Annotated in this window: 14 protein-coding genes; 3 read left to right on the top strand and 11 right to left on the bottom strand. The window is 72.3% G+C overall.

Annotated features, from left to right (window positions below; all coding sequences use genetic code 11):
- Positions 1-149 precede the first annotated feature (149 nt).
- From alr to glmS, 5 genes are all read right to left on the bottom strand, one after another.
- Complete coding sequence (gene alr / locus ACZ4TO_RS20380) at positions 150-1322, bottom strand: alanine racemase (protein WP_382793017.1); 1173 nt, start codon at positions 1320-1322, stop codon at positions 150-152.
- A gap of 113 nt (positions 1323-1435) precedes the next feature.
- A complete protein-coding gene (locus tag ACZ4TO_RS20375; RefSeq protein WP_468024909.1) occupies positions 1436-2488 on the bottom strand; it encodes a L,D-transpeptidase family protein in 1053 nt (350 codons plus the stop codon).
- A 127-nt stretch (positions 2489-2615) separates the two neighbouring features.
- Positions 2616-4046, bottom strand: coding sequence for an NAD(P)H-hydrate dehydratase (locus ACZ4TO_RS20370; protein ID WP_468024908.1), 1431 nt, complete (start codon positions 4044-4046; stop codon positions 2616-2618).
- A 115-nt stretch (positions 4047-4161) separates the two neighbouring features.
- Positions 4162-4533 carry a holo-ACP synthase gene (locus ACZ4TO_RS20365; RefSeq protein ID WP_385049864.1) on the bottom strand — a complete coding sequence of 124 codons (372 nt, stop codon included), beginning with the start codon at positions 4531-4533 and terminating at the stop codon, positions 4162-4164.
- 35 nt (positions 4534-4568) lie between these two features.
- Positions 4569-6416, bottom strand: coding sequence for a glutamine--fructose-6-phosphate transaminase (isomerizing) (gene glmS / locus ACZ4TO_RS20360; RefSeq protein WP_382793006.1), 1848 nt, complete (start codon positions 6414-6416; stop codon positions 4569-4571).
- A gap of 222 nt (positions 6417-6638) precedes the next feature.
- Here glmS and coaA point away from each other — a divergent pair, with 222 nt between their 5' ends.
- Together coaA and ACZ4TO_RS20350 are read left to right on the top strand one after the other, a co-directional pair.
- Positions 6639-7628, top strand: a complete 990-nt coding sequence (gene coaA / locus ACZ4TO_RS20355; protein ID WP_382793004.1) for a type I pantothenate kinase — start codon at positions 6639-6641, stop codon at positions 7626-7628.
- 60 nt (positions 7629-7688) lie between these two features.
- On the top strand, positions 7689-8624 hold the full coding sequence (locus ACZ4TO_RS20350; protein ID WP_468024907.1) for a DUF389 domain-containing protein: 936 nt from the start codon (positions 7689-7691) through the stop codon (positions 8622-8624).
- 88 nt (positions 8625-8712) lie between these two features.
- On the opposite strand, the gene glmM is transcribed toward ACZ4TO_RS20350, so the two are convergent.
- From glmM to ACZ4TO_RS20330, 4 genes are all read right to left on the bottom strand, one after another.
- Positions 8713-10071, bottom strand: a complete 1359-nt coding sequence (glmM, locus tag ACZ4TO_RS20345; RefSeq protein ID WP_382792998.1) for a phosphoglucosamine mutase — start codon at positions 10069-10071, stop codon at positions 8713-8715.
- 195 nt (positions 10072-10266) lie between these two features.
- Entirely contained in the window at positions 10267-10788 is a 522-nt protein-coding gene (gene rpsI, locus ACZ4TO_RS20340; protein WP_037626952.1) for a 30S ribosomal protein S9, read from the bottom strand.
- Between the two features lie 42 nt (positions 10789-10830).
- Positions 10831-11274 (bottom strand): 50S ribosomal protein L13, encoded by a 444-nt coding sequence (gene rplM, locus ACZ4TO_RS20335; RefSeq protein WP_037626954.1) that lies wholly within the window; start codon positions 11272-11274, stop codon positions 10831-10833.
- A gap of 223 nt (positions 11275-11497) precedes the next feature.
- Positions 11498-12694: a glycosyltransferase family 87 protein gene (locus ACZ4TO_RS20330; RefSeq protein ID WP_385047715.1), complete on the bottom strand. Its 1197-nt coding sequence runs from the start codon at positions 12692-12694 to the stop codon at positions 11498-11500.
- Positions 12695-12768: 74 nt separating this feature from the next.
- Between ACZ4TO_RS20330 and ACZ4TO_RS20325 the strand changes: the two genes are divergently transcribed.
- Positions 12769-13656 carry a hypothetical protein gene (locus ACZ4TO_RS20325; RefSeq protein WP_382792992.1) on the top strand — a complete coding sequence of 296 codons (888 nt, stop codon included), beginning with the start codon at positions 12769-12771 and terminating at the stop codon, positions 13654-13656.
- Between the two features lie 126 nt (positions 13657-13782).
- On the opposite strand, the gene truA is transcribed toward ACZ4TO_RS20325, so the two are convergent.
- Both truA and rplQ read right to left on the bottom strand, forming a co-directional pair.
- Entirely contained in the window at positions 13783-14649 is an 867-nt protein-coding gene (gene truA / locus ACZ4TO_RS20320) for a tRNA pseudouridine(38-40) synthase TruA (protein ID WP_382792989.1), read from the bottom strand.
- Between the two features lie 92 nt (positions 14650-14741).
- Positions 14742-15239: a 50S ribosomal protein L17 gene (gene rplQ / locus ACZ4TO_RS20315; RefSeq protein WP_361676678.1), complete on the bottom strand. Its 498-nt coding sequence runs from the start codon at positions 15237-15239 to the stop codon at positions 14742-14744.
- Positions 15240-15326 lie beyond the last annotated feature (87 nt).

The following is a 15326-nucleotide window of genomic DNA, read 5'->3' as shown; positions in this document are numbered from 1 at the left end:
TCCCGCTCCTCTTCGCTCCGGCTCTCGGCTGTCCGCTGGGTTCGCTGTCGGCTCTGGGCTGCACGCGCGCCGACCGGGCTCCCGCCCGCCGTGTGCCGCCCACCGATCCTCGCTCGCCGGGCTCCGCGCGCCTGTTCGACTACAGGGTGCTACCCGTCTTGTTCCTCTTTCACCTTCACGTAGACGCGCGGAACGCGGGTTCCGATGCGGGTGACGATCTCGTACGCGATCGTGCCCGCCGCGCGCGCCCAGTCCTCGGCGGTGGGCTCGCCGTCGTCGCCGGGACCGAACAGGACGGCCCGGGCGCCGGGCTCCGGCTCGTCGCCGCCGAGGTCGACGACGAACTGGTCCATCGCGACCCGGCCCGCGACCGTACGCCACTTGCCGCCGACCAGGACGGGGCCGGTGCCCGAGGCGTGCCGCGGGACGCCGTCCGCGTAGCCGACCGGGACGAGGCCGAGGGTCGTCTCGCCCGGGGTGACGTAGTGATGGCCGTAGCTCACGCCGTGCCCTGCCGGTACGTGCTTGACCAGCGCGAGCGACGCGCTCAGCGTCATCACCGGACGCAGCCCGAAGTCGGCGGGGGTGCCGAGCTCGGGGCTCGGCGAGATCCCGTAGACCGCGATCCCGGTCCGTACGAGGTCGAAGTGGCTCTCGGGGAGGGTGAGGGTCGCCGGCGAGTTGGCGATGTGCCGCACCTCGGGGCGTACGCCCTGCTCCTCGGCGTACGACACCATCTCGCGGAAGAGCGCGAGCTGGGCCTGGATCGAGGGGTGGCCCGGTTCGTCGGCGCAGGCGAAGTGGGACCAGAGTCCGGTGACGGTGATCAGTCCGCGTGCCTCGGCGGCCAGGGCCTCGGTGACGAGCTCGGCCCAGTCGGCGGGCTGGCAGCCGGCGCGGCCGAGGCCGGTGTCGGCCTTGAGCTGCACCCGGGCCCGCAGCCCGACGGACTCGGCGGCCGCCACGACCTCCCGCAGCGCCCACATCCCGCTGACCGACACGTCGATGTCGGCCTCGATCGCCTCGGCCCAGGGGCCGCCCGGGGTCCAGAGCCAGCACATGACGCGTCCCGGCAGGCCGGCCGCCCGCAGGGCGAGCGCCTCCTCCGGGGTGGCCGTGCCGAGCCAGGTGGCGCCCGCCTCGCGCGCGGCGCGGGCGCACTGGACCGCGCCGTGGCCGTACGCGTCGGACTTGACCACGGCCATCAGGGCCGCGGTCGGCGCGTGGGCACGCAGGGCCCGCACGTTGGCTCGCAGGGCGGCCAGATCGATCTCCGCGCGGGCGCGCAGGGGCGCCGTCCGCGGGTGTGCTGTCTCTGTCATCGCGCCCCAGTCTCTCAGAGGCGTACGGCGGCCTCCCGGCACCGGTCCCCGGGAGCGGCCGGTGCGCGGCCCGGGACCGGCCGGATGCCCGGGGAGAACTCCCTCCCGGGCGCTCAGCGGCTGAAGTGGCGGGGCCGTCGGCCCCACACGTAGACGCGGTCGCCCTTCCTGAGGGCCTTCCAGAGTCCGCGGGCGTCGGCGGGCCGCAGATTCACGCAGCCCATCGAGCCGCCGACCGTGCGGATGCTGCCGCGCACGGCGTGGAAGGCCTGTCCGCCGCTGAAGAACTGGGCGTAGGGCATGGGGCTGTTGTAGAGGGTCGACCGGTGGTGCCGGTGCCGCCAGTAGATCGTGAACCAGCCGGTGCGGGTGGGGTGCCGGACGCTGCCGCTGCGCATCGGCACCGGGCCGTACAGGATCCGGCCCCGCTGCTGCACCCAGGTGCGCTGGTGGGTGAGGTCGACGCAGGCGACCCGGTAGGAGCGGGCCGGGCAGCCGCGGGGAGCACGCCGGTGCGGGGCCTCGCGGGCCGACAGCGCCCGCACGCGGGCCCAGGTCGCCCGTCCGGCGGTCCCGTCGGCGGGCTTCACGCCGTGCTTGCGCTGGAAGGCGCGGATGGCCCGGCAGTCCCTCGCCGACTGCACCCCGTCCACCCGCAGCCTCAACCCCCGCTCGACCTCCCGCTGGTACGTCCCGGGCCCCCCGGCACACCGCCCGGCCCCTCGCCCACCCGAGGCACCCGCCCCCGACTTGCCCGAGCCCGCGCCGGCCCCGACCGACGCGGACCCGCGGGTCGCGGAGGTGAGCGGCTCGGACCCGCGGGTCGCGGAGGTGAGGGGCGCCGACCCGCGAGTCGCGGACGTGAGCGGCTCGGAGCCGAGCGGCGTGGTCGTGAACGGTGTCCCCCAGCCTCCGGGTGTGCCCCGCAGGCCGCGCTCCGCGGCGGGCGGGGCCACGGGGGCCGGGAGGGCCGGTGGCATCAGGTCGCCCCGGTGCCGGTCCGGCCAGGACGGGTGCGGGCCTCTCACCGCGCCGGGCCACGGCTCGGCGGTCCGTCCGGAGACGGCCGACAGCGGAGCGGACGCGGCCGCCACCGCCCCCACGGGCACGGCCGTCGCGACCGCCAGCAGCACCGCGATCCCCCGCCAGGCACTTCGTCTGCTCATCACGCGAACAGACATACGCAAAACCCCGGGCCCCCCGGAGACGCCACACGCAAAGGGTCCCCCGATCTGGGCAACGCCCACGGCATGCGGAGGCCGAAGGCAGGCCGGGCCCGAGCGTGGGTCGGGGTCAGTCGAGGGTGTCTCGCCAGGCCTTGGGGAGGGCCGCGGCCACGTCGTGGGCGCCGGCGGGGGCGCCGTCGGCAGCGAAACGGCCGGCGAGTCCGTGCAGGTAGGCGGCGACGCTGCCCGCGTCGAGCGCGGAGAGCCCCGAGGCCAGCAGCGACCCCGCGAGCCCCGACAGCACGTCCCCGCTCCCCGCGGTGGCCAGCCACGCCGTCCCGGTGGCGTTCACCCGCACCGCGCCGCCCGTGGGATCGGCGACCAGGGTCGTCGCCCCCTTGAGGAGGACCGTCGCCCCGTACAGCCCCGCCAGTTCCCGTACGGAGGCCAGCCGGGCCTCCTCCACCGCCTCGCGGGCGACCCCGAGGAGCGCGGCGGCCTCCCCGGCGTGCGGAGTCATCAGCGTCGGCGCGGTGCGGGCCCGTACGGCCCCCCGGTCTGCCAGCCGCAGCCCGTCCGCGTCCACCAGCACCGGCACGTCGGCTTCCAGCACCTCCGCGACCGCCGAGGCGTCGTCCCCGGCCCCGGGACCCGTCACCCAGGCCTGCACCCGCCCCGCCTTCGACGGCCCCGTGTCGGACACCAGCGTCTCGGGGAAACGCGCGATCACCGCGTCCGCGGCGGGCCCCACGTACCGCACCGCCCCGGCACCGCCGCGCAGCGCCCCGGCCACGGCGAGCACCGCGGCCCCGGGATAGCGGGCGGACCCGGCGGCGATCCCGACGACACCGCGCCGGTACTTGTCGCTCTCGGCGCCCGGAAAGGGCAGCCGGGCCGCGACGTCGGCGTGCTGGAGCGCCTCCACGTCGGCCGGCTCCGGCAGGTCGAGCCCGATGTCGACGAGGCGTACGGAACCGGCGTACCCACGCGCCGGTTCGATGAGCAGCCCCGGCTTGTGGGTGCCGAAGGTGACGGTGAGATCGGCGCGGACGGCGGCGCCCAGCACCTCCCCGGTGTCCGCCTCGACCCCGCTCGGCAGGTCGACGGCGACGACGGCGGCCCGTGAGGCGTGCGCGAGCTCGGCGAGGCGCGCCGCGTCCGGCCGCAGTCCGCCCTTGCCGCCGATCCCGACGATGCCGTCGACCACGAGATCGGCCCGCCGCAGCAGCGGTTCGGCGTCCGCGGGCGGGGCCGAGGTGCCCCCGGCGCGCAGCAGCGCCGCGAGTCCGCCCGGGTGGGTCCTCCCGGGAGCGAGCAGCACCGCGGTGACACCGGCCCCGCGCCGGGCCAGCCGCGCCCCGGCGTACAGGGCGTCGCCGCCGTTGTCCCCGCTGCCCACCAGCAGCACCACCCGGCGGCCGTACACCCGGCCCAGCAGATCCGCGCAGGCGGCGGCGAGCCCGGCGGCCGCCCGCTGCATCAACGCCCCTTCGGGGAGCCGTTCCATCAGCTCCCGCTCGGCGGTCCTCACGGTCTCCACGCTGTACGCAGTACGCATGCCGCCGAGTCTCCCGCACCGGCACGCCCCGCGCGCGCTCCCCGCACCGGATGGAGCGACGCCCCCGAGCCGCGCGGACCGGCGGGCCCGTCCACGGCAGAGGCGGGCGGCGGCCCTAGCCCTCCGCCACCACCACCGCCGAGGCCACCCCGGCGTCATGACTGAGCGACACGTGCCAAGAGGACACGCCCAGTTCGGCCGCGCGGGCCGCCACCGTGCCCTTCACCCGCAGCCTCGGCTGTCCGCTGTCCTCCACGTAGACCTCGGCGTCCGTCCAGTGCAGTCCCGCCGGGGCCCCCAGCGCCTTGGCGAGCGCCTCCTTGGCGGCGAACCGGGCCGCGAGGGAGGCGATGCCCCGCCGTTCGCCGCTGGGCAGCAGCAACTCGCTGTCCACGAAGAGACGTTCGGCCAGCCCGGGCGTCCGCTCCAGCGACGCCCGGAACCGGTCGATCTCGGCCACGTCGATACCGACCCCGATGATGCTCATGTCCGCACCCTAGAGGGCGCGCACGGCGGCCGCGCTCACTCCACCGTCACGGACTTCGCCAGGTTGCGCGGCTGGTCCACCTCGTTGCCCCGGGCCGTCGCCAGTTCGCAGGCGAACACCTGGAGCGGGACCGTCGACACCAGCGGCTGGAGCAGGGTGGGTGTGGCCGGGATGCGGATGAGGTGGTCGGCGTACGGGACGACGGCCTCGTCGCCCTCCTCCGCGATGACGATCGTGCGGGCGCCCCTGGCCCGGATCTCCTGGATGTTGGAGACGATCTTGTCGTGCAGGACCGAGCGGCCACGCGGCGAGGGGGCCACGACCACCACCGGCATGTCCTCCTCGATCAGCGCGATCGGCCCGTGCTTGAGCTCGCCCGCCGCGAAGCCCTCGGCGTGCATGTACGCCAGTTCCTTGAGCTTCAGGGCACCTTCGAGCGCGACCGGATAGCCCACGTGCCGGCCGAGGAACAGCACGGTGTCCTTGTCGGCGAGGGAGCGCGCGAGCTCCCGTACGGGCTCCATGGTCTCCAGCACCCGCTCGACCTCGCGGGAGATGCGCGACAGTTCGCGGATGACGGCCTGGATCTCGTCGCCCCACTTGGTGCCGCGGACCTGGCCCAGGTACAGCGCCACCAGGTAGCAGGCCACGAGCTGGGTGAGGAACGCCTTGGTGGAGGCGACGGCGACCTCGGGGCCCGCGTGCGTGTACAGCACGGCGTCGGACTCGCGCGGGATGGTCGAGCCGTTGGTGTTGCAGATCGCCAGCACCCGGGCGCCCTGCTCGCGGGCGTGCCGCAGCGCCATCAGCGTGTCCATGGTCTCGCCGGACTGCGAGATGGCGATGACGAGCGTCTGCCGGTCCAGGATCGGGTCGCGGTAGCGGAACTCGCTGGCCAGCTCCACCTCGCACGGGATGCGCGTCCAGTGCTCGATGGCGTACTTGGCGATCAGGCCGGCGTGGAAGGCGGTCCCGCAGGCGACGATGACGACCTTGTCGGCCTCGCGCAGCGCCCGCACCGGGATGCGCACCTCGTCGAGCCGCAGCGAACCGGCCGCGTCGATCCGCCCCAGCAGGGTGTCGGCGACCGCCTTGGGCTGCTCGGCGATCTCCTTGAGCATGAAGTAGTCGTAGCCGCCCTTCTCCGCCGCCGACGCGTCCCAGTCGACGTGGTACGAACGGACGTCCGCGGGGCTGCCGTCGAACCCGGTGACGGTCACTCCGTCGCGGCGCAGTTCGACCACCTGGTCCTGGCCCAGCTCGATCGCCGACCGGGTGTGGGCGATGAACGCGGCGACGTCCGAGGCGAGAAAGGCCTCGCCCTCGCCGACACCGACGACCAGCGGCGAGTTCCGGCGGGCCCCGACGACCACGTCCGGCTCGTCCGCGTCCACGGCGACGAGCGTGAACGCGCCCTCCAGACGCCGGCACACCAGCCGCATCGCCTCCGCCAGGTCCGCGCACGAGGAGTACTCCTCGGCGAGCAGATGGGCGACCACCTCGGTGTCCGTCTCGGAGGCCAGGTCGTGCCCCCGCTCGGTCAGTTCGTCGCGGAGCACGGCGAAGTTCTCGATGATGCCGTTGTGGACGACGGCGACCCGGCCCGCGTTGTCGAGATGCGGATGGGCGTTGGCGTCGGTGGGGCCGCCGTGGGTGGCCCAGCGGGTGTGCCCGATCCCCGTCGTGCCGGACGGCAGCGGTCTGCTGCCCAGTTCCTTCTCCAGGTTGACCAGTTTCCCGGCCTTCTTCGCGACGGCGAGTCCCCCGTCCGCGAGGACGGCGACACCGGCCGAGTCGTATCCCCTGTATTCGAGCCTCTTCAGTCCGGCCATCACCACGTCGAGCGCCGGCTGCGACCCCACATATCCCACGATTCCGCACATGGCGGCAGCGTACGATCATCCGCCCGCCGAAATCAGGCTCACCGTGCCCGATATCGGAAGTTCCGGCCGCCTTTCGGAGGCTCCCGTGGGCTCCTCGGCCCCCGACCGGCCCCGACGGGCCGACTTGGGCCTGTGCCCCGACCGGCCCCGGTCGGCCCCCGCTGTCACCTGGCGTGACGGACCCCACCCTCCATCCTGTCCATACTCCCGTAACAATGGACTGTGATCTCTCCGGTCTCCTCGTTGCCGCGGAGCGCCCACCGGTCCAAGCCGGAGGCGACTCCCTACGTCGACCTCACCCGTGCCGAGTGGAGCGCGCTGCGCGAAAAGACGCCGCTCCCGCTGAACGCCGAGGAGGTCGAGAAGCTGCGCGGTCTGGGCGATGTCATCGACCTCGACGAGGTGCGGGACATCTATCTGCCGCTGTCCCGGCTGCTGAACCTGTACGTCGGCGCGACGGACGGGCTCAGAGGCGCGCTGAACACCTTCCTCGGCGAGAAGGGCTCGCAGTCCGGCACCCCGTTCGTCATAGGCGTCGCCGGTTCCGTGGCCGTCGGCAAGTCCACCGTGGCCCGACTGCTCCAGGCGCTGCTCTCCCGCTGGCCCGAGCACCCCCGCGTCGAGCTGGTCACCACGGACGGCTTCCTGCTCCCGACGAAGGACCTCGAAGCGCGCGGGCTGATGTCGCGCAAGGGTTTCCCCGAGTCGTACGACCGCCGCGCCCTGACCAGGTTCGTCGCGGACATCAAGGCGGGCAAGGACGAGGTGACCGCGCCCGTCTACTCGCACCTGATCTACGACATCGTCCCCGGCGAGCGGCTCACCGTGCGCCGCCCCGACATCCTCATCGTCGAGGGCCTGAACGTGCTCCAGCCGGCCCTGCCCGGCAAGGACGGCCGCACGCGGGTCGGCCTCGCCGACTACTTCGACTTCAGCGTGTACGTCGACGCCCGCCCCGAGGACATCGAGCGCTGGTACCTGAACCGCTTCCGCAAGCTGCGCGCGACGGCCTTCCAGAAGCCCGACTCGTACTTCCGGAAGTACACCCAGGTCTCCGAGGAGGAGGCCCTCGACTACGCCCGGACGACCTGGCGCACCATCAACAAGCCGAACCTGCTGGAGAACGTGGCCCCCACCCGCGGCCGGGCGACGCTCGTCGTCCGCAAGGGACCGGACCACAAGGTCCAGCGCCTGAGCCTGCGCAAGCTGTAGCCCCCGCGGTCGAGCCGTAGCCCCTGCGGGCCCTCCGTCGGCGGCGGCTAGTCTGCGGCCATGCTGCACCTGCGCCTGATCACTCCCGCGGACCGGACCGACGACGTCGTGCGCCTGATCGACGAGACCGTCGGCACCACGCACCTCGTCGTCCTTCCCGGCGCCGCCCGCAACCCGGCGGGCGACGTCGTCATGTGCGACGTCGCCCGGGAGGCGGGTGACGAACTCATCGGCGGCCTGCGCGACCTGGGCATCGACCGTACGGGCTCGATCGCGGTCGAGGACATCGACCTGTCACTGTCGCGGCGCGCCGCCGAGGCGGAGGACGAGGCCCCGGGCGAGGGCGTCGACGCGGTGCTGTGGGAGCACCTGGAGGAGGCGACGCACGAGGAGTCGACGCTGTCGGTCACCTACGTCGCGTTCATCACGATCGCCACGATGATCGCGGCGTGCGGTGTGGTGCTCGACAACGCGGTGCTGATCGTGGGCGCCATGGCCGTGGGGCCGGAGTTCGGCCCGCTGGCCGGGCTGTGCACGGCGATCGTGCAGCGCGGCGGACGCCTCGCGCTGCGTTCGCTGACGGCGCTGCTGGCCGGCTTCGCGATCGCGATGGCGGTGACGGTGCTCTTCAGCCTGTTCATGGACGCGGTGGGCCTGTTCAGCGAGGCGAAGCTGGAGGGCGCGCGTCCCAACACCGGGTTCGTCTACGCCCCGGACTGGTTCTCCTTCGTCGTCGCGGTGCTCGCGGGCGCTGCCGGCATGCTGTCGCTGACCTCGGCGAAGTCCGGGGCCCTGGTCGGTGTAGCGATCTCCGTGACGACGGTCCCGGCCGCCGCGAACGCCGCGGTGGCCCTGAGCTACGGCGACATGGGCCAGACCTGGGGCTCCACCAAGCAGTTGCTGTTCAACCTGCTCGGCATCGTGGTCGCCGGCACGCTCACGCTCATGGCCCAGAAGTGGTTCTGGGCGGCGCAGCGCAAGCGGCAGCCCGCGTAGCGGGAGTCACCCCGGGCGGGTGGCCTCGGACGTTCGTGAGGCCCGGCACCCCGAGGGGTGCCGGGCCTCACGGCTTCGTACGGGGGTGCTAGCCGAGCGCCGACTTCACGGCGTCGGCGAGGCGGGCGGCCACCGAGCGGGCGTGGTCGATGTCGGCGGCCTCGACCATGACGCGGACGAGCGGCTCGGTGCCGGAGGGGCGCAGCAGCACGCGTCCGGTGCTGCCGAGCTCCTGCTCCGCGTCGGCCACGGCGGCGGCCAGTTCGGCGGAGGTGTTCACCCGCGTCCGGTCGACGTCCGGCACGTTGATGAGGACCTGCGGCAGCCGCTCCATGACCGAGGCGAGGTCCTTGAGCGTCCGGCCGGTCTGCGCGACCCGGGCGGCGAGGAACAGGCCGGTGAGGGTGCCGTCGCCGGTGGTGGCGTGGTCGAGGACGATGACGTGCCCGGACTGCTCGCCGCCGAGCGCGTAGCCGTGCTGCTTCATCTCCTCCAGGACGTAACGGTCGCCGACCGCCGTCTGGACCAGGGAGACGCCCTCGCGCTCCATGGCGAGCTTGAAGCCCAGGTTGGACATGACCGTCGCGACAACGGTGTCGGAGCGCAGTGCGGAACGCTCCCGCATCGCCAGCGCGAGAACGGCCAGGATCTGGTCGCCGTCGATCTCCTCGCCCGTGTGGTCCACGGCCAGGCAGCGGTCGGCGTCGCCGTCGTGCGCGATGCCGAGGTCGGCGCCGTGCTCGACGACGGCGGCCTTGAGGAGGTCCAGGTGGGTGGAGCCGCAGCCGTCGTTGATGTTGAGCCCGTCGGGCGTGGCGCCGATCGTGACGATCTCGGCACCGGCCCGCGCGAAGGCCTCGGGGGAAACCCGGGCGGCCGCGCCGTGCGCCTCGTCGAGGACGACCTTCAGACCGTCGAGGCGGTTGGGGAGCACACCGATGAGATGGGCGACGTACTGGTCGAAGCCCTGGTGGTAGGAGTTCACCCGGCCGACGCCGGATCCGGTCGGACGGTCCCAGGGAGCGCCGGTGCGGTGCTCGTCGTAGACGCCCTCGATCCGGCCCTCCAGCTCGTCGGCGAGCTTGTGCCCGCCGCGGGCGAAGAACTTGATGCCGTTGTCGGGCATGGCGTTGTGGCTGGCGGAGAGCATGACGCCGAGGTCGGCGCCGAGCACACCGGTGAGGTACGCCACCGCCGGGGTGGGCAGCACGCCGACCCGCAGGACGTCCACACCGGCGCTGGCGAGGCCGGCGACCACTGCGGCCTCCAGGAACTCCCCGGACGCGCGCGGATCCCGCCCGACCACCGCCACGGGCCGGTGGCCTTCGAACGTGCCCGCCTCGGCGAGTACGTGCGCCGCCGCAACGGACAGCCCGAGCGCGAGCTCGGCCGTCAGATCCGCGTTGGCGACACCACGCACGCCGTCCGTGCCGAAGAGTCGTCCCACTTGTCCTCCTGAGAAAGCTGCAGAGTACGGAAGTCCCCCGCAGGATACGGAGTCATCCGATCACATGAGCCTTTGAGCACCTTGTGCCGTTATACGCCCAAGTACTGTGATAAACGAACGCCCCGGCAGCACGGTGACGTGCCGCCGGGGCGTTCGGAGCTACGCGTGGTGACGCGCAGAAGCAAGCAGCGGAGATTAACGCTTGCTGTACTGCGGGGCCTTGCGGGCCTTCTTGAGACCGGCCTTCTTGCGCTCGACCGCACGGTCGTCGCGCTTGAGGAAGCCGGCCTTCTTGAGGGCGCCGCGGTTGTTGTCCACGTCGGCCTCGTTCAGCGCACGGGCCACGCCGAGGCGCAGGGCACCGGCCTGACCGGAGACACCGCCACCCGAGATGCGGGCGATGACGTCGTAGCGGTTGTCGAGCTCGAGCACCTTGAAGGGCTCGTTGACTTCCTGCTGGTGCACCTTGTTGGGGAAGTAGTCCTCAAGGGTGCGGCCGTTGATCTTCCACTTGCCGGTGCCCGGGACGATCCGGACGCGGGCGATGGCGTTCTTGCGACGGCCAAGGCCGGCCGCGGGCTGCGGGTCGCCGAAGCGGCCCGCGAGCGACTCCGAGGTGTACTCGCCCTCGACGGGGACCTCGGACTCGGTGGTGTAGTTCTCGATGTCGACGAGCTCAGTCTCTTCGACCGGCTGCTCAACGGTGGTCTCGGCCACGATTCTCCTCAGATTCTTTTTCGTCTTAGGGGGTGGCCGGAACTACTGCGCGACCTGGGTGATCTCGAACGGGACCGGCTGCTGAGCAGCGTGCGGGTGGTTCTCGCCCGCGTAGACCTTCAGCTTCGAGAGCACCTGACGGCCCAGGGTGTTCTTGGGGACCATGCCCCGGATGGCCTTCTCGACGGCCTTCTCGGGGTTCTTCGCCAGCAGCTCGTCGTAACGGACGGAGCGCAGACCACCCGGGTAACCGGAGTGGCGGTACGCCAGCTTCTGGGTCTTCTTGTTGCCGGAGAGGTGCACCTTGTCCGCGTTGATGATGATGACGAAGTCACCAGCGTCGACGTGGGGGGCGTAGATCGGCTTGTGCTTGCCCCGCAGGATGTTCGCGGCAGTGGTCGCCAGACGGCCCAGGACGACATCCTGGGCGTCGATGACGTACCACTGGCGAGTGATGTCGCCGGGCTTGGGGCTGTACGTACGCACGGTCGTAGCCTTCGCTTCTTCAGTGAGTGGGTCCTGACATGGCCACCACGGACGATCACGACAGCCCTGACCGCACTGCGGTGACGCATACCGCGTGCTGGTCGCTGGTCATCGGCCCCGGTGGACCGGTGTAAGGGCCCCTCACGTGAGAATGAGCAAGCCAATACACATAACGAACTGCAAGCTTACCCGCGGTGGCCCGGAAGGGTCAAAACGCGGGTACTCACACCCTCGTGGCCCGTCGTCCTCGTCGCTGGGCGACGAAGTGGTCCGGACCGGCGAGCGGCAGGTGACGGCGGCGCGGGAGCGCCACCGATGCAGTCATCACACACAGGGTAAAGCAGTCCCGGAAGGAACGCCGGGTCACCGCTTCCAGCCAGGGCCAGTCCGCGCCGGGCACCTGCGGCACCAGCGCCAGCCAGAACCAGGGCTCACGGGCCGCCGCGCCGGGGTACGGCAGCCCCGCGAGCAGCGACGGCACCACGACCAGCAGATAGTGGTCGTAGGAGGGCCGGGACACCAGGAACGCCGAGAGCATCAGCAGCACCGCGGTCTCCGTGAGCCGCAGGGGCCCCGGGACACCGCGCGACCAGCGGCGGTACGCGGCCAGGACGCCGGCGCCCGCCGCCGCGCAGGCGAGCGCGACCGCCACCGGGGAGGGCACCCCCAGCCGCGGCAGCACGGCCGCCGGAGAGGCCTCGTAGAGGCGGACGAAGTCGTCGTGGCCGCTCAGCAGGAACGGCAGGGTCCGTGTGACGAACGCCGCAGGATCGGGCATCAGCAGCGCCGCCCCGCCGGACGCGAGGGCGGGGACCAGAACCGTCGCGGCCAGCCCCCTCCAGCGGCGCGCGAAGAGGAACAGGAGCGCCAGGGGCGCGAGCAGCGGCTTGAGGGCGAGGCTCGCGCCGATGACCACTCCGGCCCACCCCCACCGCTCCCGCGCCGCAAGGAGCAGGGCGAGCGGCAGCGCCGCCGCGGCGATCACGGTCCAGTTGCCGAGCGCGACCAGGTGCCCGAAGGGCGCGAACCCCAGCGCGAGCCCGGCCGGTCCGAGGACCCCGAGGCGGCTGCGCCAGGGGACGCCGTGGACGCGCAGCGCGCACGCCCAGCCCGTCAGCAGCAGAGCCGTCACCGTGAGCGGGACCAGCAGCCGCGTCGCGGCCGCCGGGAGCAGCGTCTGCGGCACCGCCGCGAGCACCGCGCCCGGGAGATAGAGGAAGTGCCGGTCGGCGTACGGCGAACCGCCGTCCAGCCAGGTCCGCGCCGCCCGGACGACGATGGCGTTGTCCATCCCGCCGTCGGAGGTGTGCAGCGCGACGGCCACGACGTGCGCGCACAGCACCGCTCCCGAGGCCGCCCACGCGTGCCAGGAGGCCCTACGCACCAACCACCCGGAGATGTCACTTTTGCCCTTGCGCATTCAGATCACGCTAGGGGCTCAAGTGCCCGGTGGAGCTGACCGGCACCCCCCAACCCCCGTCTAAGATGCGGCGCATGAGTTATGGGCAAGGTGGGCAGGGGCAGCCCCCGTGGGACCCCTGGAAGCCGGGTTCTCAGCAGGCGCCCCAGTGGAACAACCAGCGTTCCGGCGGGAATCCCGACTGGGCCGCCATGGCGGAGGCTTCCGAAACGCGCAACAAGCGCCGCAAAGTGCTGTTCATCGTGGGCGGGGCGCTGGCCACCGTCGCGGTCGGAGCTGCCGTGGCCATGGCCGTCGCCAACGCGAACGGCGACAACGCGGCCGCCAACCAGCCGTCCAAACTGCCCGCCACCGCGGACATCCCCGGCGCCACGACACCGCAGCCGTCCTTCGAACCGACCTCGGCTCCGCCGCCGCTGGATCCGAAGGAGTTCATATCCAGCGCGAAGAAGGACACCGCGCCGCTGAGCCCGGACATCCTCTTCCCCGGCACGCAGCTCACCATGGGCAACCGCGTGTACCGCAAGGGTCCGACGGCCGACACGAAGAACTGCGTCTCGGCCGCGAAGGGCACCCTGCCGCCGGTCCTGACCAAGGACGGCTGCACCCGCTTCATGCGGGTCAGCTACGTCAAGGACGGCGTGGCGGTCACCGTCGGCGTCGCGGTCTTCGACACCGAGGCCCAGGCGACCAAGGCGAAGGCCGACGCGGACAGCAAGAGCATCATCGCCTCGCTGCCCGGCAACGGCATCAAGGCGTTCTGTGACGCGGCCGTCTGCCGTTCGACCACCAACGCCTACGGGCGTTACGCCTACTTCACCCTCGCCGGCTTCACCGACGGCAAGGACGTGACGACGAAGGACACCGCGGTGTTCACGACCGGCGACGACCTCGCCGAGTTCGCGTTCCGTCAGATCAGCCGCCGGGGCCAGGCCCAGGCGTCGGCCGCGGCCGCGCGGTAGCGGTTCCGGACGCGGCGGCCGCCGGACAGCGGCCGCCGCCCCACCCTCCCCCGGGCTTCCGCCCACTACGGTTGACGCGCGGTCAGGCGCGCAGGCCCCGTGCGGACCCGCGCCGGTGACCGGGCGTCAGCAGGACTCGCATCCCGCCGCACCGGGCAACGTCCGCTTGTTGCGGGCCTCCTTGTTCCGCGCGGCCAGCAACTCGTCTGCGGGGTAACCGACTTCCTCCAGCGTCAGCCCGTGGGGCCGTACGACGTGAACGGCCGAGTCCCGTACACCGGCGGCGAGGACCTTGCCCGGCCAGTCCGGCCCGCGGTGCCCGTCCCCCACGAACAGCAGGGCCCCGATCAGCGACCGCACCATGTTGTGGCAGAAGGCGTCGGCCCGCACGGTGGCGGTGATGACCCCGTCCTCACCGCGTACCAGGCTCAGTTGCTGGAGGGTGCGGATGGTCGTCGCGCCCTCGCGCTTCTTGCAGTACGCGGCGAAGTCGTGCTCCCCCAGCAACCGTTCGGCGGCCTGGTTCATGGCCTGGACGTCCAACGGCCAGTCGTGCCACAGGACATGACTACGCAACAGCGGGTCGACACCGCCGGGTTCGTCGGTCACGCGGTAGGCGTAGCGCCGCCAGATCGCCGAGAAACGCGCGTTGAAGCCGGGGGGCGCCTCGGTGAGCGACCACACCCGCACGTCCTTGGGCAGCCGTCCTGCGAGCCGCTTCAGCAGCTTCTCCCGGTGCTCGGCCCACAGTTCCCCGGGCAGGTCGACATGGGCCACCTGGCCGCGCGCGTGCACCCCGGCGTCCGTCCGTCCGGCCACCGTCAGCTCGTACGTGGTGTCCTTCGTCCGCGTCACCGTCCGCAGCGCGTCCTCGATCTCGCCCTGCACGGTCCTGCGTCCCCCGGCCTGCTTGGCCCACCCGGAGAACTCGGTCCCGTCGTACGACAGATCCAACCGCACCCGGACGAACCCGGGCTCCGCTTCGTCACTCACACCTAGATCCTCTCAAGCCCGGGTTCCTCCCCGGGAACGCGAAAGCGGGCCCGCCCCGAAAGGGACGGACCCGCTCACAGCAAGGCAGTGCCTCAGGCGTCCTTCGACTCCTCGGCGGGAGCCTCGACGGCGTCCTCGGCCTTGGTGTCCTCGACCTTGGCCGGGGCCTCGGTCTCCTTGGCGGCACGCTTGGTCGCAGCCTCGGCCTCACCGGTGGCCTGCTGGGCCACGGTCAGGGCCTCCACCAGCTCGATGACAGCCATGGGCGCGTTGTCGCCACGGCGGTTACCGATCTTGGTGATACGGGTGTAGCCACCCGGGCGGTTCTCGTAGCGCGGGCCGATCTCGGTGAAGAGCGTGTGCACGATGCTCTTGTCCGTGATCACCGAGAGCACCTGACGGCGGTTGTGAAGGTCACCCTTCTTCGCCTTGGTGACCAGACGCTCCGCGTAGGGACGCAGGCGACGGGCCTTGGCCTCGGTGGTGGTGATGCGGCCGTGCTCGAAGAGCGACTTCGCGAGGTTCGCGAGGAGCAGCTTCTCGTGCGCGGCGCTGCCGCCCAGACGGGCACCCTTGGTGGGCTTCGGCATGGTGTTTCTCCTAGGTGTCTGCCCCGGCCGTATCAGGTACCGAGGTCAGTGTCCGAGCGGGCGATTACCCGTCGAAGATCCGGCACT

The organism is Streptomyces sp. NPDC028298, from assembly GCF_055565895.1.
This window is presented reverse-complemented; position numbering and strand designations above follow the sequence as displayed.

Excerpts from the sequence above, each read along its gene's own strand:
- alr (WP_382793017.1), bottom strand. The coding sequence starts at position 1,322 with ATGACAGAGACAGCACACCCGCGGACGGCGCCCCTGCGCGCCCGCGCG.
- ACZ4TO_RS20375 (WP_468024909.1), bottom strand. The coding sequence starts at position 2,488 with ATGAGCAGACGAAGTGCCTGGCGGGGGATCGCGGTGCTGCTGGCGGTC.
- ACZ4TO_RS20370 (WP_468024908.1), bottom strand. The coding sequence starts at position 4,046 with ATGCGTACTGCGTACAGCGTGGAGACCGTGAGGACCGCCGAGCGGGAG.
- ACZ4TO_RS20365 (WP_385049864.1), bottom strand. The coding sequence starts at position 4,533 with ATGAGCATCATCGGGGTCGGTATCGACGTGGCCGAGATCGACCGGTTC.
- glmS (WP_382793006.1), bottom strand. The coding sequence starts at position 6,416 with ATGTGCGGAATCGTGGGATATGTGGGGTCGCAGCCGGCGCTCGACGTG.
- ACZ4TO_RS20350 (WP_468024907.1), top strand. The coding sequence starts at position 7,689 with ATGCTGCACCTGCGCCTGATCACTCCCGCGGACCGGACCGACGACGTC.
- ACZ4TO_RS20330 (WP_385047715.1), bottom strand. The coding sequence starts at position 12,694 with ATGCGCAAGGGCAAAAGTGACATCTCCGGGTGGTTGGTGCGTAGGGCC.
- ACZ4TO_RS20325 (WP_382792992.1), top strand. The coding sequence starts at position 12,769 with ATGAGTTATGGGCAAGGTGGGCAGGGGCAGCCCCCGTGGGACCCCTGG.
- rplQ (WP_361676678.1), bottom strand. The coding sequence starts at position 15,239 with ATGCCGAAGCCCACCAAGGGTGCCCGTCTGGGCGGCAGCGCCGCGCAC.